General features: G+C 59.8%; 24 protein-coding genes and 1 pseudogene. 14 read left to right on the top strand and 11 right to left on the bottom strand.

Features of this window, described 5'->3' with window-relative positions; all coding sequences use genetic code 11:
* Positions 1-21 precede the first annotated feature (21 nt).
* Positions 22-945: a LysR family transcriptional regulator gene (locus tag OO258_RS01780; protein ID WP_004575690.1), complete on the bottom strand. Its 924-nt coding sequence runs from the start codon at positions 943-945 to the stop codon at positions 22-24.
* A gap of 116 nt (positions 946-1,061) precedes the next feature.
* Between OO258_RS01780 and OO258_RS01775 the strand changes: the two genes are divergently transcribed.
* Together OO258_RS01775 and OO258_RS01770 are read left to right on the top strand one after the other, a co-directional pair.
* A complete protein-coding gene (locus tag OO258_RS01775) occupies positions 1,062-1,910 on the top strand; it encodes a type 1 glutamine amidotransferase domain-containing protein (protein WP_266028640.1) in 849 nt (282 codons plus the stop codon).
* A gap of 15 nt (positions 1,911-1,925) precedes the next feature.
* Positions 1,926-2,063: pseudogene (locus tag OO258_RS01770) on the top strand (SDR family NAD(P)-dependent oxidoreductase); the annotation flags it as partial.
* A 101-nt stretch (positions 2,064-2,164) separates the two neighbouring features.
* Here the strand turns inward: OO258_RS01770 and lgt are convergent.
* The 3 genes from lgt to OO258_RS01755 all read right to left on the bottom strand — a co-directional run bounded on the left by lgt (position 2,165) and on the right by OO258_RS01755 (position 5,213).
* The gene (gene lgt / locus OO258_RS01765) at positions 2,165-2,983 is read right to left on the bottom strand and encodes a prolipoprotein diacylglyceryl transferase (protein ID WP_266028636.1); all 819 of its coding nucleotides are present in this window, start codon (positions 2,981-2,983) and stop codon (positions 2,165-2,167) included.
* 499 nt (positions 2,984-3,482) lie between these two features.
* Positions 3,483-4,205 (bottom strand): SDR family oxidoreductase, encoded by a 723-nt coding sequence (locus OO258_RS01760; RefSeq protein WP_266028634.1) that lies wholly within the window; start codon positions 4,203-4,205, stop codon positions 3,483-3,485.
* A gap of 84 nt (positions 4,206-4,289) precedes the next feature.
* The gene (locus tag OO258_RS01755; RefSeq protein WP_266028632.1) at positions 4,290-5,213 is read right to left on the bottom strand and encodes a TIGR03571 family LLM class oxidoreductase; all 924 of its coding nucleotides are present in this window, start codon (positions 5,211-5,213) and stop codon (positions 4,290-4,292) included.
* 243 nt (positions 5,214-5,456) lie between these two features.
* Between OO258_RS01755 and OO258_RS01750 the strand changes: the two genes are divergently transcribed.
* Positions 5,457-6,362, top strand: a complete 906-nt coding sequence (locus OO258_RS01750) for a LysR family transcriptional regulator (RefSeq protein WP_266028631.1) — start codon at positions 5,457-5,459, stop codon at positions 6,360-6,362.
* A gap of 40 nt (positions 6,363-6,402) precedes the next feature.
* The gene (locus OO258_RS01745) at positions 6,403-7,920 is read left to right on the top strand and encodes a xylulokinase (protein ID WP_266028630.1); all 1,518 of its coding nucleotides are present in this window, start codon (positions 6,403-6,405) and stop codon (positions 7,918-7,920) included.
* 47 nt (positions 7,921-7,967) lie between these two features.
* On the opposite strand, the gene OO258_RS01740 is transcribed toward OO258_RS01745, so the two are convergent.
* A complete protein-coding gene (locus OO258_RS01740; protein ID WP_266028629.1) occupies positions 7,968-8,900 on the bottom strand; it encodes a LysR family transcriptional regulator in 933 nt (310 codons plus the stop codon).
* A gap of 205 nt (positions 8,901-9,105) precedes the next feature.
* On the opposite strand from OO258_RS01740, the gene OO258_RS01735 reads away from it, so the two are divergent.
* The 9 genes from OO258_RS01735 (at position 9,106) to OO258_RS01695 (ending at position 18,577) form a co-directional block, all read left to right on the top strand.
* Entirely contained in the window at positions 9,106-9,624 is a 519-nt protein-coding gene (locus OO258_RS01735; RefSeq protein ID WP_266028628.1) for a flavin reductase family protein, read from the top strand.
* An 80-nt stretch (positions 9,625-9,704) separates the two neighbouring features.
* Positions 9,705-10,658, top strand: coding sequence for an ABC transporter permease (locus OO258_RS01730; protein WP_266028626.1), 954 nt, complete (start codon positions 9,705-9,707; stop codon positions 10,656-10,658).
* Between the two features lie 46 nt (positions 10,659-10,704).
* A complete protein-coding gene (locus OO258_RS01725) occupies positions 10,705-11,637 on the top strand; it encodes a substrate-binding domain-containing protein (RefSeq protein ID WP_266028624.1) in 933 nt (310 codons plus the stop codon).
* Positions 11,638-11,651: 14 nt separating this feature from the next.
* Complete coding sequence (locus tag OO258_RS01720) at positions 11,652-13,148, top strand: sugar ABC transporter ATP-binding protein (RefSeq protein ID WP_266028623.1); 1,497 nt, start codon at positions 11,652-11,654, stop codon at positions 13,146-13,148.
* A 9-nt stretch (positions 13,149-13,157) separates the two neighbouring features.
* A complete protein-coding gene (locus OO258_RS01715) occupies positions 13,158-13,955 on the top strand; it encodes an SDR family NAD(P)-dependent oxidoreductase (protein ID WP_266028622.1) in 798 nt (265 codons plus the stop codon).
* A 76-nt stretch (positions 13,956-14,031) separates the two neighbouring features.
* Positions 14,032-15,150 carry an LLM class flavin-dependent oxidoreductase gene (locus OO258_RS01710; protein WP_266028620.1) on the top strand — a complete coding sequence of 373 codons (1,119 nt, stop codon included), beginning with the start codon at positions 14,032-14,034 and terminating at the stop codon, positions 15,148-15,150.
* A gap of 38 nt (positions 15,151-15,188) precedes the next feature.
* Complete coding sequence (locus tag OO258_RS01705; RefSeq protein WP_266028619.1) at positions 15,189-16,067, top strand: transketolase; 879 nt, start codon at positions 15,189-15,191, stop codon at positions 16,065-16,067.
* Positions 16,068-16,069: 2 nt separating this feature from the next.
* Positions 16,070-17,050: a transketolase family protein gene (locus OO258_RS01700; RefSeq protein ID WP_266028618.1), complete on the top strand. Its 981-nt coding sequence runs from the start codon at positions 16,070-16,072 to the stop codon at positions 17,048-17,050.
* Between the two features lie 306 nt (positions 17,051-17,356).
* A complete protein-coding gene (locus OO258_RS01695; RefSeq protein ID WP_266028617.1) occupies positions 17,357-18,577 on the top strand; it encodes a maltoporin in 1,221 nt (406 codons plus the stop codon).
* A gap of 86 nt (positions 18,578-18,663) precedes the next feature.
* Here the strand turns inward: OO258_RS01695 and OO258_RS01690 are convergent, their stop codons facing one another.
* Positions 18,664-19,569 (bottom strand): NAD-dependent epimerase/dehydratase family protein, encoded by a 906-nt coding sequence (locus OO258_RS01690; protein WP_266028616.1) that lies wholly within the window; start codon positions 19,567-19,569, stop codon positions 18,664-18,666.
* 219 nt (positions 19,570-19,788) lie between these two features.
* Here OO258_RS01690 and OO258_RS01685 point away from each other — a divergent pair, with 219 nt between their 5' ends.
* Positions 19,789-20,571, top strand: coding sequence for an SDR family NAD(P)-dependent oxidoreductase (locus OO258_RS01685; RefSeq protein WP_266028615.1), 783 nt, complete (start codon positions 19,789-19,791; stop codon positions 20,569-20,571).
* Positions 20,572-20,681: 110 nt separating this feature from the next.
* On the opposite strand, the gene OO258_RS01680 is transcribed toward OO258_RS01685, so the two are convergent.
* From OO258_RS01680 to OO258_RS01660, 5 genes are all read right to left on the bottom strand, one after another.
* Entirely contained in the window at positions 20,682-21,872 is a 1,191-nt protein-coding gene (locus tag OO258_RS01680; protein WP_266028613.1) for an MFS transporter, read from the bottom strand.
* Positions 21,873-22,187: 315 nt separating this feature from the next.
* A complete protein-coding gene (ychF, locus tag OO258_RS01675) occupies positions 22,188-23,288 on the bottom strand; it encodes a redox-regulated ATPase YchF (protein ID WP_266028611.1) in 1,101 nt (366 codons plus the stop codon).
* 24 nt (positions 23,289-23,312) lie between these two features.
* Positions 23,313-23,897 (bottom strand): aminoacyl-tRNA hydrolase, encoded by a 585-nt coding sequence (gene pth / locus OO258_RS01670; protein ID WP_009686183.1) that lies wholly within the window; start codon positions 23,895-23,897, stop codon positions 23,313-23,315.
* 81 nt (positions 23,898-23,978) lie between these two features.
* Entirely contained in the window at positions 23,979-24,578 is a 600-nt protein-coding gene (locus tag OO258_RS01665; RefSeq protein WP_110745481.1) for a 50S ribosomal protein L25/general stress protein Ctc, read from the bottom strand.
* A gap of 120 nt (positions 24,579-24,698) precedes the next feature.
* Positions 24,699-25,640, bottom strand: coding sequence for a ribose-phosphate pyrophosphokinase (locus OO258_RS01660; RefSeq protein WP_003247410.1), 942 nt, complete (start codon positions 25,638-25,640; stop codon positions 24,699-24,701).
* Positions 25,641-25,645 lie beyond the last annotated feature (5 nt).

The raw sequence follows: 25,645 nt of genomic DNA, 5'->3' as shown, positions 1-25,645 counted from the left end.
AGAAGGGCGCTGAACCTCAGCTTAGATGCTGGGATCGAGTGCCGCTTTGCGGCCCGTTGTCATCAAAGAATCGATCAATGCCCTGCTAGCCCCCGACAGCTGGCGATGTGGCGGATAGATGACCGAGAAGGGCCGTCGGGCCCCCTCGTAATCCTCCAGCAAGCGCACCAACCGGCCCCGCTGCAGGCGTTCTGCGACTATGAACTCGTAGGTCTGGCAGATCCCGACACCTTGCTCGGCCAGTGAGATGCACCCCAGCACATCGTCCGCCACCACCGGATTTCCCTGCGGAACGAAGAGCAGCTCCTCCTCTCCTTGACGGAACTGCCAAACGCCTGGCCTGCCATTGCTGGGCATGATGAAAGGCAGGCAATTGTGTCCGGCCAGCTCCGCCAGTGATTGCGGCCTGCCGGCACGCGCGAGGTAAGCTGGCGCGGCCACCAGGCATAGTCGAGCCTCCTCTAGCCGACGCGCCACCAGGCTACTGTCCGGCAGGTCGCCAAGGCGAATAGCCAGGTCATACCCTTCGGCCACCAGGTCGACATTACGATTGGTGATGTTCAACTCGACCTGCACTTTCGGATAGCGCAGGGCGAAGGCTGCCAGCATGGCCGGCAACCGGTGATGCCCATAAGTGGTCGGTGCGCTCAGGCGCACACGGCCCTGTACTTCGCCATGGCCGCTCAGGGCTTGCTCTGCGCTGGCGATCTGCTGGAACGCAGCGCGCGCCTGCTCGACGTATTCCAGGCCACTGTCGGTGAGGCTCAAGCGACGCGTGGTACGGCGTAGTAACTGCACCCCCAGGTGCAACTCAAGCCGCGAAATGGCCCGACTAACCACCGACGGGGTGGTCGCCAAGGCCACCGCTGCTGCACTGAGCGAGCCACGTTCGACCACTTCCAGCAGCGCCTCGACATCCCCCAGGTGGCCAAACCGTCGCGCCATTTTGTTCTCCAAAGCAAAAATGCTTTTCTACAGGCCCAATTTATCGCTTGTCTGATCGCCAATAAAGTGTCGGTCAGTGCACGGCATCCCGCCTGTGCCTGAATGGAGGGAATGCTATGCGCACTTACCAACGACTGGCCCTGGCTGCTGTCATAGGCAGCGCGAGTCTGGGCGCTCATGCGGCGAACGTCCTTGTGGTACTGTCTGACGAGAGCCACCTGGAGCTTCGCGACGGCAAGGCATTTGCAACCGGTTTCTACCTCAACGAACTGCTGGAACCGACCAAAACGCTGCTGGACGCAGGCCATCACGTAACCTTCGCTACTCCCCTCGGTCGCGCGCCGACGTTGGACCGCAGCTCGGCCGCGGCCCAGTACTTCGGCAACGATCCGAAGCAACTGGAGCAATATCTGGCGCTGCTGGATCAGCTGCAGCTTACTTCTGCGAAGCATTCGCCGGTGATCAGTCTGTCCCGCGTGGAGCAGATTGGTTATAGCAAGTTCGATGCAGTCTATGTGCCTGGCGGCCATGCCCCGATGCAAGACCTACTCGCCGACCCGGCGCTGGGGCGCCTGCTTCGCGCTTTCCACGCCGAAGGTAAAACAACCGCGCTGGTCTGCCACGGTCCTATTGCTCTGCTTTCGGCGCTGGAACGGCCGCAGAAGCTGATCCAGGCACTGGAGAACGGGAACCGGACAGCAATGCCTGAAGACTGGATTTATACCGGTTACCGCATGACAGTCATCAGCAATCAGGAAGAAGAACAGGCCAAGGGCCTGCTCGGCGGAGGGCAGATGAAGTTCTATCCGCAGACCGCCCTGGAGCGAGCTGGCGGGCAGTATAAGAGCAACCCGTCGCCGTGGGCGCCTAATGTTGTCATCGACCGCGAATTGATCACTGGGCAGAACCCGGCGTCAGCGGCCCAGGTGGGTCAAGCCATATTGCATCGTCTGCAGAAACACTAATGGTAAAGACATGCCATGACGCAACGTACTTTTCTTATTACAGGAGCCAGCAAAGGCATCGGCCGGGCAATCTCCGAGCAACTGGCGGAGGAGGGCCATCAAGTCGTTGGTATCGCTCGCCAGGCTGGCGATGCCAGCTTCCCCGGCGAACTGAGAGCGGGAGCCCCTGCCTATAAAGACTGCTTCTGTGCGCGTTAGGGGGCAGACTGCGCCTTCATCCACACGCATCATCCACCTTCTCCACACCGCTTGGGTTAAGCCTGTGCTGACCCAGCCATTTTCTTGTCATCGCGTGCAATACAAGCGATCGACCACCAGGTCAGCATCCCGCCTATCAATACCATTGGAAGGCTTAGGTATTGACCTGTGCTGAACAGCTGGTAGGCCTCGTAGGCGGCCTGTGGCTCCTTTAAAAACTCGAGGACCAAGCGTGCCGAAAACACCAGGGTCAAGAACACTCCAAACAACAGGCCATGGGGAGTGCTGTGCTTGAATTTTTTGTAGCAACCAAGCAGAACCAAGAACGTCAGCAGATAGGCTACCGCCTCATAGAGCTGAACGGGATGGCGTGGCATTGCATCAACAGACTGAAATACGACGCCCCAGTCTGAGTAGGTAGGCTTGCCCAGAATCTCAGAATTCACAAAATTGCCGATCCGTACAAACGCTGATCCCAATGCTGCGGGAAGGCTTGCTCGGTCGATCAGCCAGAGGAGGGGCATCTCCGATCTCAATGATCGAGATCCAAACCATAGTCCAATCAGTACACCGATCATTCCACCGTGGCTAGCCAGGCCACCTTCCCAAACACGGAGGATCGACCAAGGATTGCTGAGATAGTATTCAGGGTCGTAAAGGAAACAATGGACAAGTCGCGCGCCGACTATGGCGCCGACAACCGCGTAGTAAAATAACCGCTCTGCGTAATCCGGGTTGACGCCCTCAGCCTTGAAGATGCCTCTGAGTATTCTTTGCGCAGCCAGGAATGCTCCGACGAAAAGTACCCCGTACCAGTGGATAGTGAATGGCCCGAAAGTCACCAGGACAGGGTCAAAACTCCAGTGGATAGTCATGTGTGTTGCCTCTAAGAGTGTTGGTCGTTTTCTTCATCTGTGCGGGCATAAAAGTGTGATGGGCCTGTCACTTGGCACGCCCGGGGTGTCTTACGGTTCTTGGCGAGGCTGAAAACTAAGGCTGAAGCTTTTAGATTAAAAGAAGGTTATTTGCTCACCACGATCGTAAAGGTGCCGCATGTCTGAACTTCAGGACATAAGGTCGCTGTTAGGTGAACATCCAATTTGGTAAACGATTGTGCTGTGCTGAGTAAACAGGTTAGAGACAGCTCGATCGTATCCCTGAGCCTTTTAACCAACACCGCTACCTCAATGGGGGTATCGATTGGGGTCTCCGATCCAGTCAATACAGGCCGCTCTGACTTGCCACCCGCTAAGCCCCCAACAAGCCCTGCTCATGAGTCAGATGATGTTCTTGATTTCGAGTGGGCCGTTAGGCTCAAGCCAACCCGCTTCCGTTGGTTGGCCAAGCCTCGCAATTAGGGCGCTATTCCTGTTATCAAAGACCGCTTCGACCGATCGATGCGCCACCGTCAACGTAGATTGTCTGCCCAGTAATGAAAGCGCTGCCCTCTCCGAGCAGGAAGGCCACTGCCGACGCGATCTCTTGTGGCTGCCCTAGCCGCCCCATCGGCACCGCGGCGATATAGGCAGCTTCGCCTGCGCTGCCCACCGGATTACCGCCGCGGAACAGTTCGGTCTCGACCGGCCCTGGAGCGACCGCATTAACTGTGATTCCGGTTTGTGCCAGTTCCAGCGCCCAACTGCGAGTGAAGCTAATCAGTGCTGCCTTGGCGGCCGCATAAGATGTGCGCTGGCGAATACCAAGCACGGTCAGGCTGGAGATGTTCACCACGCGCCCCCAACAGCGCTTGCGCATCCCTGGCAGCAGCGCTTGGGTCGCCTGCAGCGCGGGGTGCAAGTTAACCCGCATAACCTCATCGAAGCTTGCCAGATCAACGTTTTCCAGCATCTGGGGACGGACCAAGCCGACGTTGTTTACCAGGCCGTCGAACTCGTAGTGTTTCGTCAATTCCGCCAGCATCGCAAACAAACGCTCTGAGTCGCTCAGGTCCCCGGCGATCAATTCGCCGGGGAAGCTGACATCATCAGCCTGGCGAGCAATACCAACGACCTGATGGCCCTCTTCCACCAGTTGCTCGGAGATTGCCCGGCCAATGCCCTTGCTGGCTCCTGTGATCAGAAAGGTACGTTGCGTCATGTCATGCCCCTATTAATGAATGGCTTGGCCCACCTGCGCAGCTCTAGCGGGACGAGCGGGCTCACCGCCAGATCAAACAAGCGGCTAGCCATGGAAATGCGGTAGCACGAATGTTCCCAACTCTTCCAGTGTCTCGTCCAACGGACGTCGGTTGTGGCGCAAATGCAGACCAATATGCGCCACACCTGCGGCGTGCATGGCCTCGAGTTCTGCAATCAACCCCTTTCGCCCGACCTTGCAGCCGAAGCGGTGACGCTCCAGCGGCGCGTCGGGGTTTTCATCCAGGTCCAGGTGGATGAACGACACGTATGGCTTGTCACCCGCCACCTCACGCCACACCCCCGCGCGGCGCACGTGTTCGGTCGGAGTGCCAGGGTAGGCCAGCCAGCCGTCCAAGTGCTCGCCGACCCAGGCTGGGCTCTGTTGTGCCAGGCCCGCCACCAGCAGCGGTAAAGGCTGGAGCGGCCTCGGAAGTACTTCGACGCCAGCCGGTAAATCGGCACTACGCCATTCACGCAGCAGGGTGATTTGCTTGCGAAACGCCTCACCACGGTTATCGAAGTCGCGGCCGAACAACGGGTACTCCACCGGTCGATCACCACTGGCCACCCCCAGCAACAAGCGTCCGCCACTTAGCAGGTCTGCGCTGGCAGCTGCCTTCATGGTCAGCAACGGTTCGCGGATCGGTAACACCACTGCAGCGGTGCCGAGCAAGATATTGCGGGTCACCCCGGCGAGGAAACCTAGGTAGGTGAATACCTCGAATACCTGTGCAGCATCGCCGAATTTTGGATCGTACAGAGGCACGTCACGTACCCAAAGAGCTCGGAATCCCAGGCGGTCAGCGAGGGTGGCCAGGCGCGCGTGGTGGGCTAGATCGGGTATCCCGAACGGTGTCCCTGCCCGCTGACGAGACTGCTCGCGCATGCTGTTCCAATCGTTGTCCAAAGGCAGTTCGAGGCCGATGCTCAGGCCTCCAGAGGCAAGTCTCTGCAAAGTAGGATTCATGGCTAAGGATCGCAAGACAAGAAATGACGCCCAGCCTATGACAGCTTCAGGTTGTGCTGTAGATCCAGATAATTCACAACAATTGTGAATTGAGTTCGTGTAAGGAACTGGAACGTCAATCGGCCTATCTCGAGGGAGTTACCTCGCTTTTCATTGATTTCGAAAACAGTTTTAACCAGGCGCGGCCTGCCCAGCCCTCGCGCCGCAAGTTAAGCTTTGCATACTTGTGCCCAAGGATCAGCAATGGCCCGACTTGATATCAACCGTTCCGGTGAACTGGAGGTTTTCGTGCGTGTTGTCCAGGCCGGAAGTTTCTCTGCGGCGGCGCGAGACCTGCGTATAACGCCCTCGGCGGTGAGCAAGCTGGTTGCACGGCTGGAAGGGAGGTTGGGGTCACGACTGTTCAACCGTTCAACCCGGCAGTTGAGCCTGACCTATGAAGGTCGTGCTTACTACGAGCGTGGTTTGGGTCTACTCGCCGACCTGGATGAACTGGAGCGCAACGTCGCATCCCAGGATGCGCCACGAGGAAGGGTGCGCATCAATGCCAACATGGCGTTCGGTTATCACTACCTGTTGCCGTTGGTCCCATTGCTCATTGAGCACCTGCCAGAAGTGAAGCTCGATCTGGTGCTGACCGACGAGGTGATCGACGTGGTCGGTCAGCGCACCGATATCGCTGTACGAGCAGGCCCCATGAAAAGCTCCAACCTGATCGCTCGGAAGCTCGGCCACACGCGGATGGTGATCGTTGGCGCGCCCGACTATCTTCAAGTTCATGGTGTTCCGGACAGTCCCGCAGCGCTGCAGCGCCACAATCTGCTGACGGCCAACTATGCTCGAGCCTTCAATGGCTGGCCCTTGGAGGACGGTGGTCAGGTGATCAAGGTAGTCACGGCGGGGAACGTTCAGGCTAGTGATGGCGAAGCCTTGCGCCGCCTGGCGCTCAATGGCACAGGGCTGGCAAGGTTGGCCGCGTTCCGGGTGCGTGAGGACATCGCCGAGGGGCGTCTGGTACCGGTGATGGAGGCGTACAACCCAGGCGACCTGGAAGAGGTCCATGCAGTGTTCGTCGGCCAGGACGGCTATGTGCCGCTGCGGGTTCGCGCGGTTCTGGATTTTCTCGTCGAGCACGTGCACGTTAAATGACCGTGACTGTGCTGCGGTGACTTTGGTCGAGGTGCGCAACGTGAGCAGCCAGGCGATTCTCGTCGGTGTTGATCTTGGTACCTCCAGCACCCGCGCCGTGGCCGTCGATGCCCAGGGTACCTTGCGTGGTGTCGCGCGTGTGGGCGATGTGCCGATGGCACGACGGGCCGGGATGGGCATGGTTCGAGAGGGGTTTCTCGATGCACCGCTGGCGGCTATCCGGCAAGCACTTGACGAAGCCCGGGCAAGCCCGGCGCAGGTCGCCGGTATCGCATTGTGTGGGCAGATGGCCGGACTTTGCGCGGTGGATGCCATGGGGGAACCCGCCACGTCCTGCGATGCGTGGCTCGACCTGTCTTGCGCCTCAAGCGTGGCCTTGTTGCGGCCCCATGAGGAACAGATCGTGGCGCGCTCGGGTAGCCAACTAATTGCCAGCCACGGCGCCAGGTGGCTGCAGATCCGCCAGCAACAGCCAGATCTCTACCAACGCTTGTGCAAATTGACGGTCCCTTGTGCTTTGGTGACCGGGCGCCTGTGTGGGTTGGACGGGCAAGCAGCGTTCATGGATACCACTTGCCTGGGGTTCAACTGTTTTGCCGATGTTCCCGCCAGCGGCTGGAACCTGGACTTAGTCCGTGCCTTAGAGCTTGACCCAGCTCACCTGCCGCGCGTCGTAGAACCGTGGGAGCGGATTGGTGGTCTGACCCGCGGCATAGCCCACACGCTTGGTCTTCTTCAGGGTACGCCGGTTTTCGCCGGATGCGGTGATGTCGCCGCGACCTTACTGGGCAGTGGCGTGTCAGTGCCAGGGCAGCTAGTAGACATTGCTGGCACCGGCTCTGTGTTCTGCGCTGTACGTGACGACTTCACCGTGGACCATCACCACCACACATTGCTGACCCTACGCCACTGCATACCGGGGCTTTATTACAACGCCGGTTACGTCGGTGGCGGCGGGTTGTGCTGTGACTGGTTGGAGTCGCTGCGAGCTCAAGCCCGCCCGCCCCAGGATGTAAGCGCGGCATTGCGAGAGCTCACACAGGTGCCACCGTTGTTGTTTGTGCCGCACATGGGTGGCCGTCATTTGCCGTTGTTTGCAGATATGCGCGGTGCCTTTGTTGGCCTGACCTGGCAGCACGGCCTGGCCGACATGCAACGGGCGATGGTCGAGGCTACCGCCTTTGAGTACGCCGGTTTTCTGAAGGCCATGCTGGGTACTGGCTTGAGGCCTGTCGAAGCTGATGTGCTGGTGGTGGGTGGGGGGGCCTCGAGCGAGGTGTTTAATCAGATCAAGGCTGACGTGCTAGGGCTGGCTTATCGTCGTCATGGGGTATTCGAGGCCGCGGCCCGGGGGGCGGCGCTGTTGGCTGGTCACGGAGCTGGGGTGTTCACCGACCTGAATAAGGCTGCTGGACGCATGGTGGGGACGGTGAATGGGGTGACGCTGCCGGACAAATCGAGGTACGGGTTGTACCGGCAGCGGCGAGAGGTGTACGGCAAGATGCTAGACGCGCTCGGGCCGGTGTTCCGAGACATGGCGAGGCTGGCATGGATGTAAAAACGGTCGATGCTGGCCTCATGTCGGTTGCAGGGCTTCTTGATTCTTTAATGCCCTACAGGCTTGAGCAGGTGGCGCGCAGGTGTTTCCAGTTCGTTGAAATAGCGCACTGCGAAATCAACGAACGCCCGTACCCGCTGGGGCAGTTTCTTACCACCCTCGGTCAGTAGGTGGAAGCCGGTCGCTGGGCAGCTGAAATCCTCCAGCAGCGGCACCAGCCGCTGCTCGTGAATATCTTCGGCAACCTCCCAGACCGACTTCCAGGCGATGCCCAACCCTTGCAGCGCCCATTGGCGCAGGGTGAAACCATCGTTGACCAAGCGATTACCCCGGACGTGCACCGAAAACGTTTCCCCGTCACGAGTGAAGCGCCACTTGTCCTGGGGGAAATCCGCCTGTAGATGGATCAAGCAGTTGTGCTCCTGCAACTGCTCCGGGCACTGCGGCGTACCGTGGCGTGCCAGGTAATCTGGCGAGCAGCAGACAATGCGACGGTCGCCCCCCAACGAACGCGCCACCAAGGTACTGTCGGGCAGGTTGCCATAGCGGATCGCGATGTCCGAGCCGGACTCGACGAAATCCAGCAAGCGGTCGGTGAAGAATAGCCGCACGGTCACATGGGGGTGCTCCTCGACGAAAGCATCGACCAGTTGGCTGACCCACTGGCGGCCGAGGTCGGTGGGGCAGGTTACGCCTATGGTGCCGCGCAGTTGCGCGCTACCGCCACGGATGACGCTGTCTAGCGCCTCCACGTCCTCCAGGATCTTCTGCGCCGATTCGAATAGGTACAACCCTTCGGCGGTGGGGCTCAACCCACGCGTGTTGCGTTTGAGCAGGCGGAGACCATAGAACTCCTCCATCGCCTTGAGACGGCCACTCATGGCCGCTGGCGAAAGGCCAAGCTGACGCCCGGCCATCGACAATGAGCCGCTCTGTACCACCAGCCTGAACAGCCGTAGGTCTTGGAGTCTGTCTGCCATGGCGTTACCTCGTTGTCGTTATTGCGTGCTATCGCTTCATTTTTCACGCTTGCTTAAAGCTTGGCAATGTAATGGCTTGAAGGCGACCAATACAGAGGGTGGCTTTTCAAATGCGCTGAAAAGTCATTCCGGGAAAATCGAATACTTGTCAGGTAAGAACGCTCCTTAACATGGCAACAGGCTCAACGCTAAGAGGAGTTGAATGATGTCAGTTGCATCGAATCAAACCACCCACGGCAATCAGGATGTCGCCGATCTGTTTCGCAGCGCCATGGGGCGTTTCGCCTCATCGGTCACGTTGGTCACCACTGTCGACGAGCACTGCTGCCCGCACGGCCTGGCTGCCACCGCGTTCTCCTCGGTTTCGATGGACCCCGCATCTGCGCTGGTCTGCGTCAACCGTAGTTCCAGTGCGTCACCAATTATCAAGCGATCTGGCCTGTTCTGCGTGAACATGTTGCAGAAGGAGCATGAGGCCCTGTGCGCAATCTTCAGCAAGCCTGAACTGCGAGACCGGCGTTTCGTCGATGGCGACTGGGCTGTAGGCGTCAACGGGCTGCGCTACCTGGCCGACGCCCAGGCTTCGATCTTCTGTGAAGTCGTCCAGGCGGTGGAATACGGCTCTCACACCATCTTCATTGGTAATGTCGTGAACGTCATCACCCAGTCGCTGGAGTCGCCACTCGTTTACATGGGTGGGCGCTTCAGAGAATTGGCAGCCTGACTGCAATTAATGCTCGTACCCCTCAAATAAATACAAGAAGTGGTGTTCGTATGTATGGCTTCAGTTCCAAGGTGCGCCTGATGCCACCTTCATTAAAGCTCAATGCCCAGGCGTCGGGTATCACCGGTCCGTTGCTCGGCCTGGTCCTACTTTGCGTCGTGCTCAGCCTGACCACCGACGCATTTCTCACCTTGAGCAACCTCCTCAATATCCTCGACCAGGTGACCGTGCTGGGCATCATGGCATTGGGTATGACACTGGTTATCTTGATCGGTGGGATCGACCTGTCGGTTGGGGCGGTGCTGGCCGTGTCGATCATGGTCATGAGTTGGGCCGAGCACGTCATGGGCCTTCCCATGGGCTTGGCAATCGGCGCGGCACTGCTTACTGGCGCAGCCTGCGGCGGTGTCACTGCGATGCTGGTGGTGCGTGCCGGCTTGCCTTCGTTCATCGCCACGCTGGCAATGATGTCCGTTGCCCGTGGCCTGGCCTACATGGTTACCGACGGTACGCAGATCAGCGGCTTTCCGGAATGGTTCGGCAACCTTTCCATCATCCGGTACGCCGGCGTGGTGTCGCTGACTGTGGCCTGTTTCGTGGTTTTGGCCCTGCTGTTCTGGTTCGTGCTGCGCTTTACCGTGGCCGGGCGCAGTCTTTACGCAATCGGCGGTAGCGCCAAGGTGGCCAAGCTGTCGGGCATACGGGTCAAGACCCATACCGCCATCGTCTACGTGATCTGCGGTATCACCGCCGCCTTGGGTGGGGTCATCCTCACTTCGCGCCTTGACACCGCCGGTGCAGGCGCCGGGGTCGGCTACGAACTGGATGTGATCGCAGCGGTGGTGATCGGCGGCGGCAGCCTCAAGGGCGGCGCTGGCAGCGTGGTCGGCACTCTGGTGGGCGTCCTGATCATCGGCGTACTGCGCAACGGCTTGAACCTGGCCGGTATCTCGCCCTTCGTTCAGCAAGTGATCATTGGTGCTGTCATTGCCGCTGCAGTGATGCTTGATGCCATGAAGCGAAAGACCGCGTAACCCCCTCACCAGCCTTTGACAATCAGAACAATTCTGGAGGCGTGTAATGAACGTTTTCTCTTCGCGTGTGCGCGTTTTTCTTGCCCTGCTGCTACTGCCCGCCTTGGCCAATGCTGAAGGCAAACCGTTGAAAGTCGGTATGTCGATCCCCAGCCTGCAATGGGAGTTCTACCTGATGGTGCGTGACGGCGTGCTGGAGCAGGCCGCAAAAGATGGCATCAAGGAGGTGCTGGTCGTTGACGCGCAGGCCGACGCCGCGCGTCAGGTCAGCCAGATCCAGGACTTGCTGAGCAAGGGTATCGACGTACTGCTGTACACCGCCACCGGCTCTGCTGCCTCGGCGGTACCAGTACGCTTGGCCAAACAGCAGGGTGTACCGGTGGTGTGCGTCGATAACTTCCCGAAGAACGTCGAGTGTGATGCGTACGTCTCCACTGACAACACCGCTGCTGCCGCCGAGCTGGCGCGCCAGGTGGTGAAACTGACCGGTGGCAAGGCGCAGGTCGGCCTGCTCCAGGGCACCCTTGGCGACACCACCGAGAAGACCCGCGCCGACGGCTTCGACGTCGAACTGGCCAAGACCCCGGGTATGGTGATCATCGATCGCAAACCCACCGACTGGTTGCAGGATAACGGCTTCAAGGTGGCCCAGGACATGTTGCAGAAGCATCCGCAGATCGATGTCTTCGTTGGCCGCTCAGATGCCCCCGCCCTGGGCGCCGCCCAGGCCGTACGCGTGGCCAACGTACAGCACAAGGTGTGGATTTTTGGCTACGACGGCCTGCGTCCTGCGCTGGAGGCGGTCCGTGACGGCAAGATGGACATGACCATCACTCAGCAATCTGTGGAGATGGGCCGTATCGCCCTGCGTACTGCACTTGCCCTCAAGGCTGGCGCGCCGGTGGAGAAGCATCAGGCGCTGCCCGCATTCGTCACCACCCGCGAGAACGTCGAGACGTTCATCGCCCGTCACCCATGAAAAGGACGCCGAGCATGAAAATGGCAAGCACGCACGCGCCATTCTTCCGCGCCGACCAGTTGGGGATGTCATTCAACGGTATTGGTGTGCTGGAGAGCATCAGCCTGGAAATCGGGCGCGGTGAAGTGTTGGCGCTACTTGGCGAAAACGGCGCTGGCAAGTCCACGCTGTCGTCGATCATCGCCGGCTCCCTGTGCCCGAGCCGTGGCCGCATGACCCTGGAGGGCCAGCCCTATGCGCCGACCTGCCCGAAGGATGCCATCGCCCAAGGGGTGATCATGATCCACCAGGAGATTCAGCTACTGCCTGAGCTGAGCGTGGCGGAGAACATCTTCCTTGGCCATCTGCCTACACGCAATGGCGTAGTGGACCGCCGGCGCATGCGCCTTGAGGCACAGGTGCAGCTCGAGCGCCTGGGCCTGGACATTTCGCCGGAAACACTGGTACGCGAGCTGAGCATTGCCGCTCAGCAGTTGGTGGAAATCGCCAAAGCCCTGACCCTGAACTCACAGCTGCTGATCCTTGATGAGCCCACCGCTGCGCTGGGCGGGGAGGAGACTGAACGGCTATTCGAGCAGATCGAGGCGCTCAAGCGCGAAGGCGTTTCGTTCATCTACATTAGCCACCGAATGGAAGAAATCGGCCGTATTGCTGACCGCATCGTAGTCATGCGTGACGGCCACCTGGTCGCCCATCACGCTCAAGCAGATGTTGAGGTGGGCGTGTTGGTGGCACAGATGGTCGGCCGTTCGATCGAACGGCTGTTCCCGGTCATCGCAGCGCCCCTTGCCCGAGAAGTGTTGACGGTGCGTCACCTGACCTGCCGCAGCAAGCGTTTTCAGGACATCTCGTTCTCGGTGCGCGCCGGTGAAGTTTTTGGAATCGCCGGTATGGTCGGCGCCGGGCGTAGCGAGGTGATCCGGGCAATTGCCGGAGTCGACCCGGTGGCCAGCGGCGAGGTGATAGTCGACGGTCACGTCCTGCGTCTGGACGGTGTGCGTGGCTCGATTGACGCCGGCGTGGTGCTGGTGCCCGAGGACCGCAAGGCCGAAGGCGTGGTGCTGGACCATTCGATCGCCGAGAACCTGGCCTATTGCAACCTTGACCGCCTCGGCATTCGAGGGTTGCTGACGCGGGGCAGGATTGATGCCTTCGCCAGCGAGCGCATCGCCACCCTCGGCGTCAAGGGCGATCCGGACAAGCCTCTGGACAAGCTCTCTGGCGGCAACCAGCAGAAGGTAGTAATCGCCAAATGGATCGCCCGTGAACCCAAGGTGATCATCCTCGACGAGCCGACCCGTGGCATAGACATGGGGGCCCGCGCCGCGATCTACCAGCTGATCGCCGACCTCGCCGCCAGTGGTGCGGCCGTCGTGGTGGTGAGCTCGGACCTGGACGAGGTGATAGGCCTTTCCCATCGCGTGATGGTCATGGCCCGTGGCACTTGCCAGGGCGTTCTCGACGGTGAGCAAGTCGCACCGCAGCAGATCATGGCCCTGGCAACAGCCTGAGGAGTGCCAATGGACGTTATCGAATACCAGCATCTTACTGAGACACCGTTCGAGAGTCTGCTGGACCTGCGTGGCCAAGTAGCAGTGGTCACCGGAGGTAGCTCTGGCATCGGCCTGGACATTTCCCGACGTCTGGCCCAGGCCGGTGCTCGGGTGGTGATCGGCAGTCTGGCCCGCGAGCGCACCGATGAGCTAGTGCACGAAGGCTTGGACGTGCACTTCGTCGCTACCGACGTCAGTTGCCGTGAGCAACTCGAACGGCTAGCGGCCGAGGCGAGTGGGCAGGGCCGGCTGCGCATCTGGGTGAATAACGCTGGCATTTACCCACTCAAGTCCATCGACGAGGTGGACGAAAGCTTTTGGGATCGTATGCAGGCAATCAATACCCGCGCCGTTTTTTTTGGCGCCCAGTGCGCCCAGGCGCAAATTCGCCGACATGGGGAGGGAGGCGGCATCATCAACCTGTCCTCGGTGTGCGGTCACCGACCGATGACCAACCATGTGACCTACGACACCAGCAAAGGCGCGATCTTGGCCATGACTCGCAGCCTGGCCAAAGACCTGAGTAGGCATGGCATCCGGGTCAACTCCATCTCGCCTGGGCTGACCGCAACACCGGGCAACCTGGAACCCGAACTGTTCCGTCAGCACCAGCAGAACCGAGTTCTTGAAAACATCCCGCTAGGTCGCCCTGGGGAGCCATATGAAATCGCCAACGTGGCGTTGTTCCTGGCATCGCCCCTGGCCTCGTACCTCACCGGCACTGACATAACGGTCGACGGCGGTTGGTTGCTGCACGGCAGCTGACTCCCTCCCTCGTCCCACCGCCAAGGCGCCCGTGTGGGCGTCTGGGCACCCTATCGCCTGATAAAGGAGAACCACCATGAAACTCGCGATGTTCATGCAGCCTCTACACCATAAGGGCTGGGACTACCATGAAATGTACGACCAGGACATTGCCTGTGTCGTACACGCCGATAAGGTCGGCTACGACGAAATGTGGATCGGTGAGCACACCTCGCAGCGCACTGAGCCGATTACCAACGCCCTGCAGTTCATGTCTGCAATGATCCCGCTGACCCAGCGCATCAAACTGTGCACCGGCGTGCTCAACCTGCCGCACCATCACCCGGCGCGTATCGCTGCTGACGCTGCCATGTTCGACCACATGAGCCGTGGTCGCTTCATTATGGGGATCGGCCCAGGGGGGTTGGCCTCCGACTTTGAAGTCTATGGCAGTAACGGCAAAGACCGTGGCCGGATGATGGTCGAGTGCTACGAGATGATCCGCAAGATCTGGAGCAGCAATGCACCCTACCAGTTCTCAGGTGAGTTCTTCGATGTGTCGCTGGTGAATACGGTCAATCATGAGCTGGAGATTGGCTATATGCCCAAGCCATTCCAGCATCCGTTCCCGCGCCCTGCCACTACCGCTATGAGCCCGTTCTCCAGCACCGCGAAACTGGCCGGCAGCAAGGACTGGGACCTGATGTCCGCAAACTTCAACCCGACCGCCACGGTAGCGTCACACTGGCAGGCTTACCTCAAGGGGGCAGAGGAGGCCGGCCATCAGGCCGACCCGCGCAACTGGCGTGTGGCACGTTCGGTGTTCGTCGCAGACTCCCAAGCCCAGGCCGAGGACTACCTGGCCGACCCGAACTGCACCCTGCGACGTTACTTCGAGTACATGATCGATAACCTCGCCAGCAACAACTACATGCAGATCTTCAAGACCCGCCCTGACATGACTGACGCCGAGGTCACCGTCGATCACTGCATCCGCGAGATGGTGATCTACGGCGATGCTGACGGTGTGGTCGATCAATTGGTCGCCTTCAGCGAGCAGACCGGTCCGTTCGGCACCCTGATGACCACTTTCCACGAATGGGATGACGAGGCCTTGTGGCGCCGTTCGATGGAATTGACCGCCCGTGAAGTTATGCCACGACTGAGCCGTTACATGCAGCCGCGTCTCGATGCAGCAATGGCCGTCAGCGCCTGACCGGCGCCTTCTGACAGACTACCGATCCAAGGTGCGACATGACCCTAGCAGTTGATCCGAGCAACACCGATGAGTACGCCCTCACGCCCACCGAGCTCGCGCGCTTGCGCGAGAAGGCGCAGTTCATTCGTCTGGAAACCATTCGCCTCATCGAGATTGCAAAAGTTGGCCACTACACCTCGGTGTTTTCCGCAGCCGAATTGTTCGCCGCGCTTTACTACGACGTGATGTCCCTACGGCATGGCGAGCCCAAGTGGCCGCTGCGCGACCGCTTCATGATGGGCAAGGGCCACGCCGCCGTTGGCTTGTTCCCGGTGTTGGTGGAATGGGGCTTCTTCGACAAGGAGATCCTCGATGGCTACACCCGGCTGGGTAACCCGCTGGGCGACCACCCGGACATGCGCAAGGTGCCGGGTGTCGATTTCTCCTCCGGCTCCATTGGCCACGCACTATCCGGCGGGCTGGGCATGGCGATGGCTGGGCGTATGCTCGGTCAGGACTTCACCACGTTTGTCATGGTCGGCGACGGTGAAATGCAGGAGGGCCAGGTGTGGGAAGCGGCCATGGCCGCCTCGCATCACAAGGTAGGCAGCCTGGTGGCCATCGTCGATCGCAACGGTTTCCAGCTGGATGGCAGCGTTGACGATGTGATTGGTGTTGAGCCACTGGCTGACAAATGGCGTGCGTTCGGCTGGGACGTCTACGACGTCGATGGCCACGACCTGGCCGCGCTGACCCCACTGTTGCGGCGTATCAAGGCTGAAAAGGGCCGTGAGAAGCCGGTGTGCATCATTGCCCAGACCCTCAAGGGTAAAGGCGTCTCGTATATGGAGACTGAACCTGGCTGGCACTTGGGCTACCTGGACCCAGAAGACGCGCAACGCGCCATCGACGAAATCAAGAGCAAGGTGATCTGATCATGAATACTGCCCCCCTGTCCCCCAACTCCTGGCAGTACCGTGCCCTCAATACTCAAACGCCTGGCCTGGACGCGTTGTCCGATGCATTGCTGGCGTTGGTCGAGCAGGGCGAACCGGTGGTCGCAGGTACTGCGGACCTTCAGTACTCCAACGGCCTGGCCAAATTTGCTCAGCTTCATCCGGAGCGCTTCGTGCAGTTCGGAATCTCCGAGCAGAACATGGTGTCGTGCGCCGCAGGTATGGCTGCGGTCGGGATGAAGCCATTCGTAGCCACCTTTGCCTCGTTCCTGCCGCTTTTGTGCTGCGAGCAGATTCGCATGGATGTCGCTTACTCGGCACTACCGGTGCGCCTGATTGGCCACCACGCCGGGATATCCCTGGGCTTCTATGGAACCTCGCACCATGCCACCGAAGACCTGGCGATCATGCGCGCGATTGCTGACATCACCATCGTCGCACCGGCCGATGCCAACCAGCTCAAGGCCGCGATCAAGGCCTCGGCCAAACATCCGCAGCCGATCTACTTCCGCATCCAGCGCGGGCGTGACCCGGTGGTGTACCAAGAAGAACCTGTGTTCGAGTTCGGTAAGGCCACCACGCTGCTTACCGGTGATGAGTTGACCATCATTGCCACAGGCTCGACCGTGCATCCTGCCCTGCAGGCAGCCAAGGCACTTAATGCCCAAGGTCGCTCGGTGGGGGTACTGGACATGACCACCGTCAAACCGCTGGATGTGGACGCTGTGCTGCGCGTTGCGCGCCAGAGCCGGGCGATCCTTACCGTCGAAGAGCACAACATCATCGGTGGCCTGGGGGGCGCTGTATGCGAGGTGATCGCTGAAGCAGGTATCGGTACGCGCATTCGTCGTCATGGCATCCATGACGAGTACAGCCTGATCGCGCCGCCCACCCACCTCTACCGTCACTACAAGCTGGATGCCGAAGGCATCGAGAGCGTGGCGCGAGAGTTGATCGACTGATCTGAAACTGCAGTTCTCCCACAGCAGGACCACGCTCCTACAGCGATTACAACGATTGCTGTAGGAGCGTGCTGGCCATACCCGACAGGGCTGGACCTACTATCACCAAATCTTGCCCGAAAAAAACAACAAGAGTGCAAGGCATGACCCTTTCCCCCGACTGACGACAGTAACTGATCCCAATAAACGATTTACGCCGCGATCGTGCGGCGGGTGAGCGCGTGTCTGACGCCCTCGCCACGGACGGCTGTCGCCCGCAGAAAGCTGATCGCCCGCAACACAAAAACAACAAAGCGGAGCACCACCATGAAACTGAAGTCCCTCACCACCCTTGCCGGGGCGTCCCTGGCTACGCTCGTATTGCCGGCCCATGCCCTGGAGTTCACTGGCTACTTCCGAACCGGCGCCGGCGGCGCCTCCAGTGGTGGTAGCCAGAGCTGCTTTCAGCTTCCCGGCTCACCCTCGAAGTACCGCTTGGGCAACGAGTGCGAACAGCTCGCCGAACTTCAATTGGCTCAAGACCTGATCAAGCCTGACGACGGCTCGACCCTGAGTGTGGTGGGTATGGCCCAGCTGTTCGCTGGCTATGGCCACAGTCCACAGTTCACAGGCGAGCATGGCTATTCCCGGATGGTGCAGATGTATGCCCAGTGGCGTGACATGCCGGTACTCAACGGTGGTGCGTTCTGGGCCGGCCGGCGCTACTACCGGCGTAACGACATTCATATCTCCGACTATTTCTATTGGAATCAGAGCGCTACAGGCTTCGGTTTTGACGAAGTGGCCATTGGCGACCTCAAGTACAGCTATGTGTTCTCGCGCAAGGACAACCTGTTTCAGGAGCCCTACATCAACCGTCACGATTTCAATGTCGGTGGCTTCAAGAGCAACTTGGGGGGAGAGCTGGAGTTCGGCGTGAGTTACCTGCAACGGCCCGACAGCCGCGACAGCCACAGCGGGTGGTCAGTGGCAGCGCAACATAAACAGAAGGGTTTTTTCGGCGGTTTGAACACGTTCGCCCTCCAATACGGCCGTGGCCCAGGCACCGCCTTGGGCTATACCGGCGACCCTACCCTGGACAACGGTAACCAGAGCTGGCGGGCGGTGGAATACTTCGACTGGCGACTGACGCCGCGTTTCGGCGGACAGTTCCAGGTGGTTTACCAGAAAGACCGGCGCCCTGATGGAAATGACCAAGATTGGTTGTCGCTGGGAGTGCGTCCGGTGTACGCGTTCAGCGAACATTTCAAGCTGATCACGGAGCTTGGTCGCGACCAGATCGATGCTCCCGGCGGTACGCGCAAATTGACCAAGTTCACCATCGCTCCCACTTGGTCGCCGGCAGGGCCGGGCTTCTGGCAGCGACCTGAGATACGCCTTTACTACACATATGCGCGATGGAACCAAGCAGCTCAGCGCGCCGCCAATGAGATTGCGGCGGGCTCGGCGTTGTCTGAAAGCGGCGCTTTCGGCAATGCGCTGCATGGCAGCAACTTCGGGGTGCAAGTGGAGTATTGGTGGAAGTGAGGCGGTAGTGGGGCGGGTGTGGGGTTTCCTGCACCCGCCAGATTCTGTTTGACTCTAAGTGGGGGATACCGACTAAACAGGTTTGCTTACCAATGCACGCTGGTGCTGCGCAGCCACTGGTGAATCGTCTCGCGCTTGGGCAACCAGCCCAGCAGCTGCCGCGCATTTACCGCCCTTACCCGGCTGTTTGAGCCAATCGCAAAGCGTGCCCAGTCACCTAGTTCGGCAATCGCCTCGTCCGCCGGCCAGCTCTCGATACGCCCTTCGAAACCCAGTGCGTGGCTGATGGACGTCGCGATCTCGATGAACGAAGCCTCGCCGTTTTCGGCAAAGAACAACGACGCCGAAGGTGCCTTTTCCAATGCCAGTCGATACAGCTCGGCTAGGTCCTCAATGTGTACGTTGGACCATCGATGTACGCCTGCGCCCATATAAGCGCCCGCGCTGAACTGACGCGACTTGGCCAGCAGCTTGGGCAACTGGTCGCTGGCGGTGGGCAGGCCCAGTGCATCGCCGTAGATCATGGTCGGACAGAACACAATGGCCCGAATGCCCAGTTCCACGCCGGCATTGCGCACTCGTTGGTTGATCGCTACACGGTCGCGACGAATATCCATCGGCTCGAAGGGCGTCTCGTCGGTGAAGATCGCCTCCCGTTCGTAGGCTCCGCGCGCGTCGTCGCCTACCACACTGGAGCCAGAGGTGTGAATGAACGGTTTGCCGCTGCCGCGTAGGGCGTTGATGAAGGTCTCGACGCTGGCCCGGTGGTCCGAGTCGGCGGTGTGCACGACGGCATCGGCTGCCTGGGCCTGTTGGGTGAGGATGTAGGTGTCATCCAAGGTGCCCAGCACTGGAGTGATGCCCAAGGCTTGCAGGGCCTCGCGTTTGGCAGGATCGCGGATCAGGCCGGTGACCTCGTGTCCGGCGTCTACCAGGTACTTGGCTACCGAGCCACCGATGTAGCCCGAAGCGCCGGTTATGAAGATTTTCATCGTGGACCTTTCTTATTGGTAGTGGAGGGAAGCAATTTGGATTGCGGCCCTACGGTAAGAACTTGCCGAAGGCGCGACCAGTCGCTAACCACGCACAACTCTTGTGACGTCGATTCGTATCAACATTTGCTGAATTGTATTTGCACGGGAAGTGAATACGGGTGTCGCGCCGATTCGTAATAGATTCCTGGCAAGAACAACTACAAAAGGTACGACATCGTGGATTACCAACTGACCGGCAAGAATGTTCTGATCACCGGCGGCGCCACTGGTATAGGTAGGGCCATTGCCCAGTGCTTCCTGGACGAAGGCGCCAATGTGGTAGTCAGTGGGCTGACTGAGGCCATGGTCGCCGAAGCCTGCGAAGCCCTTGGCCCTCGCAGCAGTGGTCTCGCTGGCGATCTGACCCAGCCGGGTGTTGCCGAGCGTCTTGTCGAGCAGGCCCGATGCAACGGCCCGATCGATTACTTGATCAACTGTGTCGGCATCTTTGAGGTGCGCGACTTCTTCGAGACAGACGACACGCAGTGGTTTCATTATTTCGACGTGAATGTCATGACAGCGGTACGCATGACTCGCCTGGTGCTGGCCGACATGCTTGCAGCGGGCCAGGGTTCGGTGGTGTTCATCAGTAGTGAATCGGCAGTCAAGCCGCAGCCTTGGATGGTCCACTACGGTGCCATGAAGTCTTGCCTGCTAGGAATATCCCGTGCCTTGGCCGAGCTGACCAAGGGAAGCGCGGTGCGGGTCAACAGCATCCTGCCGGGGCCCACCAGCACTGAGGCGGTACGTCGTTACCATGCCGAAATCGCCGAGGAAAAGGGCATCAGCCCGCAGCAGGTGGTGGCCGACTACTTCGACCAGACCGAGCCCACTTCGTTGATCCGTCGCATGATCGAGCCGGAGGAGGTGGCCCGTAGTGTGGTGCATCTGGCCGCATCACCCGCGCTCAATGGGATGGCAATGCGAGTGGAGGGCGGGACTATTCGCAGCATACTTTGATCGCGGTTGCGGCCTATTTCGGCATGGCCATTCTCAACTTCCAGGCTCTTGCTCTCGCTCCAGCTTGCATACAGTGCCTCGCTGGAGCAGAGCGAATCAGTTACCGCCGATCAGCAGGTCGCTATAGTCACTTTCCGGCGCCACAGCAACCAGGCCAGTGGCAGATTCACCAGTAAGGCTGCAGCAACACCAGCCCAGGGGGTAATCGCCAGCTGGCCGTTTTCCACCAGCATGCTACCTGCACGTTCGCCCAGGGTGATGCCCAGGTTGAATGCCGAGATGTTCAATCCCGAAGCGAAGTCTACTGCCTTGGGTGTATGCAATCGGGCGGTGGACAACATGCCGGTCTGGAACGCTGGAGTCATGCCGAAGGCAACGATGCCCCAGACGAACATGGTGATCACCATCAGAACTTTGTACTGCAGCGACAGAGCCAGTGCTACCAGCGTCAGAGCCAATACGCCAAACAGCAGACGCAAGGTTCGTTCCCAGCCCAGGCTATCGGACAACCGGCCACCAAGCAGGTTGCCGATCATGGTGGCCACACCGAACACCAGTAGCAGCACGCTGGCGCTGCTGGCGGAGAACCCGGTGATGTCTGTCAGGATTGGTGTGATGAAGGTGAATGCCGAGAAGCTCGCACCGAAGCCAAGGATAGTGACCGACATCATCGCCCAGATCGCCGGGCTGCGGAGTGCAGCTAACTGTCCCAGGGCATTGCCGGGTTTACTGGCCGGCTGCCGTGGGAGCCAAACTGCGGTGGCCAGCAGCGCAATCAGGGCGAGCAACGCCACAGCATAAAATGGCAGGCGCCAGCCGAGGGCGTTGCCAAGGTAGCTGCCCAGCGGCACACCAATGACCATCGCCAGTGTCAGGCCGGCGAACATCACTGCAATCGCCTTGCTGGCCTGGCCTTCTCGTGCCAGACCAGCTGCCACTGTAGCGCCAATAGCGAAGAAGCTACCGTGCGCCAGCGCGGTGATGATGCGCCCCAATAACAAAACAGGGTAATTCGGCGCTAAGGCCGAGATCAGGTTCCCCAGCAGAAACACACCGATCAGTACCATCAGCACGATTTTTTTCGGGAAACGCCCCAGGCCGATAACGATCAACGGCGTGCCGATGGCCAAGGCCAAGGCATACAGCCCAACCAGGCTGCCGGCGCTAGCGAGGGAAATAGAAAAGGCTGCGGAGATCGACGGCAGAATGCCGACGATGATGAATTCGGCGACGCCGATTGCGAAGGCGGTGATCGCCAAGGTGAGGATGCCGGGATGCAGCCCGGTGCTGGATCTGCTCATGTTCAGTACTCCGGATTCGAGATCGCAAGACGAAAAGGTGCCTTCGCCGGAGTTCTGGTTCTTGTGCGGGCGGGGGAGGCGGCCGGGCTCGAGGTTATGATTGTCGCCCGGTGTGACGCGTGGGGGCTGCGTCAACGGCCTCTACTTTGGGGGATAAGGCGTAGGATGGGTATCCAGTGGTGAGGCACATCATTTGTGATGCCAGGGCATATACGGGACATCAAATCATGTGTCATGGCTGTACCAACTTGCAGGCAAAACAAAACCCCTTGAAGCGCAAGCCTCAAGGGGTTTGTGGGTGCTGCAGGGTACCGCTTAGACGTTGAAGCGGAAGTGCATCACATCACCGTCTTTGACGATGTAGTCCTTGCCTTCCAGACGCCACTTACCGGCTTCCTTGGCACCGCTTTCACCCTTGAACTGGATGAAGTCGTCATAGGCCACCACTTCAGCGCGGATGAAGCCTTTTTCGAAGTCCGTGTGAATCACACCGGCCGCCTGTGGCGCGGTGGCACCGACACGCACGGTCCAGGCACGGACTTCCTGCACGCCGGCAGTGAAGTAGGTCTGCAGGTTCAGCAGCTCGTAACCGGCGCGGATCACGCGGTTCAGGCCAGGCTCTTCAAGGCCCAGGGCCTCCAGGAACATGTCTTTCTCTTCACCGTCATCCAGCTCGGCGATTTCTGCTTCGATCTTGTTGCACACCGGCACCACTACCGCGCCTTCTTCCTCGGCAATGGCCTTGACCACGTCCAGGTGCGGGTTGTTCTCGAAGCCGTCTTCAGCGACGTTGGCGATGTACATCACCGGCTTGCTGGTCAGCAGGTGGAAGCCACGGATCAGGGCCTTTTCGTCCTCAGCCATGTTCTTCATCAGGCTGCGCGCAGGCTTGCCTTCGGTGAAGTGCGGGATCAGCTTTTCCAGAATGGCCTTCTGCGCCAGGGCATCCTTGTCGCCACCCTTGGCGTTGCGCGCTACCTTCTGCAGTTGCTTTTCGCAGCTGTCGAGGTCGGCGAAGATCAGTTCGAGGTCGATGATCTCGATGTCACGCTTGGGGTCGACGCTGTTGGAAACGTGGATCACGTTCTCGTCTTCGAAGCAGCGCACCACGTGGGCAATGGCGTCGGTCTCGCGGATGTTGGCGAGGAACTTGTTGCCCAGGCCTTCGCCTTTCGAGGCACCGGCAACCAGGCCGGCGATGTCCACGAATTCCATGGTGGTCGGCAGGATGCGGTTTGGCTTGACGATTTCAGCCAGCGCAGCCAGACGCGCATCGGGCATCGGCACGATGCCGCTGTTCGGCTCGATGGTGCAGAAAGGGAAATTCTCCGCCGCGATGCCAGACTTGGTCAGGGCGTTGAACAGGGTGGACTTGCCGACGTTGGGCAGGCCGACGATGCCGCAATTGAAACCCATGGGTATTCCCCTCTCTAAAGGAAATCAGGCCTTCTGGCTGTGCAGCTCGCGCATCGCCTTGGCGAAATCGCCGGCAAGCACGTCCGGCAGCACGCCGAGGGCAAAATCGATGCTGGCGTCGAGCTTCTCCTGCTCGGCGCGCGGCGCGCGGCCCAGGACGAAGTTGGAGACCAGTTTGGCGTCACCCGGGTGGCCAATGCCAAGCCGCAGGCGGTGGAAGTCGTTCTGGTTACCGAGCTGCGCGATGATGTCGCGCAGGCCGTTGTGCCCACCATGGCCGCCGCCGCGCTTGAGCTTGGCAACGCCCGGGGGCAGATCGAGTTCGTCGTGTGCCACCAGTATCGCTTCCGGCTTGATGCGGAAGAAATTGGCCAACGCCGCCACGGCCTGGCCGCTACGGTTCATGTAGGTGGTGGGGATCAACAAACGAACGTCGTTGCCCTGATGGCTGAACTTAGCCGTCAGGCCGAAATATTTTTTGTCAGCGGTCAGCGATACACGCTGGGCGCTGGCAATGCGTTCAACGAAAAGAGCCCCTGCGTTATGCCGGGTCTGTTCGTATTCGGGGCCGGGGTTACCCAGGCCAACGATCAACTGGATGGCGGTCACGTCAGGGGCTCTTCCTTGGAGTTGGTGGGTTACAGGGCGCGGCGCGCACTGTAACCCGATCAACACCGGCGTGCGAGTGGATTACTCGGCAGCGCCTTCGTCAGCAGCTTCAGCGGCAACGCGCGGAGCGTGAACGTTGGCAACAGCTTTGTCATCACCGTGGGCCAGAGCTACGAACTCTACGCCTTTCGGAGCTTTCAGGTCCGACAGGTGGATGATGGTGCCGATTTCAGCGTTGGCCAGGTCGACTTCGATGAACTCTGGCAGGTCTTTGGCTTCGCAGGAAACTTCGATCTGCGATTCAACGTGCGAGATCTCGCCGCCTTTCTTGACCGGTGCTTCTTCGTTGATGAAGTGCACTGGAACAACAGCAGTCAGCTTCTGGCCAGCTACGACGCGAACGAAGTCGGCGTGCATGATGAAGCCTTTGGCTGGGTGACGCTGCATGGCCTTGACCACGACGTTCTGCTTGGCGCCGTCGACGTTCAGTTCGATAACGTGGCTGAAGGCAGCTTCGTTTTCGAACAGCTTGGCGATTTCCTTGGCCACGATGGTCAGGGATTGGGCTTCTTTATCGCCACCGTAAACTACGGCAGGGATGCTGGCGGCGTGACGCAGGCGGCGGCTCGCACCTTTCCCCAGGTCAGTACGCGCTTGGGCGTTCAGGATGAAATCAGTCATTTTGCTTCTCCAAAATAGCCTCCCGAATGGCGTTTGCGACCAGCGCCAGACGGGGATGGCAAAAAAGCCCCGCCCCAACACAGGTTGGGGCGGGGCGCTTCACATCAACACGTGTTCCGCTTAGCGGAACATCGCGCTGATCGATTCTTCGTTGCTGATGCGGCGTACCGCTTCAGCGACAACCGGTGCGATATCCAGCTGGCGGATACGGTCACAGGCTTGAGCAGCGGCGGACAGCGGAACGGTGTTGGTCACCACCAGCTCGTCCAGTACCGACTTCTCGATGTTCTCGATCGCGCGGCCCGACAGGACAGGGTGCGTGCAGTAGGCGTAAACCTTGGCAGCGCCGTGTTCTTTCAGGGCTTTGGCCGCGTGGCACAGGGTGCCGGCGGTGTCGACCATGTCGTCTACCAGGATGCAGGTGCGCCCTTCGACGTCGCCGATGATGTGCATGACCTCGGAGTGGTTTGCCTTCTCACGGCGTTTGTCGATGATACCCAGATCGACGCCCAGGGACTTGGCGACGGCGCGTGCGCGCACAACACCACCGATGTCCGGGGAGACGATCATCAGGTTCTCGAAACGCTGGTCTTCGATGTCGTCAACCAGTACGGGCGAGCCGTAGATGTTGTCGACGGGGATATCGAAGAAGCCTTGGATCTGGTCAGCGTGCAGGTCGACGGTGAGAACACGGTCGATACCTACGACAGTGAGCATGTCAGCAACGACTTTGGCGCTGATGGCTACACGTGCCGAACGCGGACGGCGGTCCTGGCGGGCATATCCGAAGTAAGGAATCACGGCGGTGATTCGGGATGCTGAGGAGCGGCGGAAGGCGTCGGCCATCACTACCAGTTCCATCAGGTTATCGTTGGTCGGGGCACAGGTCGGCTGAATAATGAAAACGTCTTTACCGCGAACATTTTCATTGATCTCAGTGCTGATCTCACCGTCGGAGAATTTACCGACAGAGACGTCACCGAGAGGGATATGCAGCTGACGTACGACACGCCGAGCCAGATCGGGGTTAGCGTTCCCCGTAAAGACCATCATCTTGGACACGCGCA

The sequence above is a fragment of the Pseudomonas sp. DCB_BI genome (assembly GCF_026240995.1).
Taxonomy (GTDB): Bacteria; Pseudomonadota; Gammaproteobacteria; order Pseudomonadales; family Pseudomonadaceae; genus Aquipseudomonas.
Note: the sequence above shows the minus strand (reverse complement) of the source record. Positions and strands in the feature narration are given on the sequence as shown.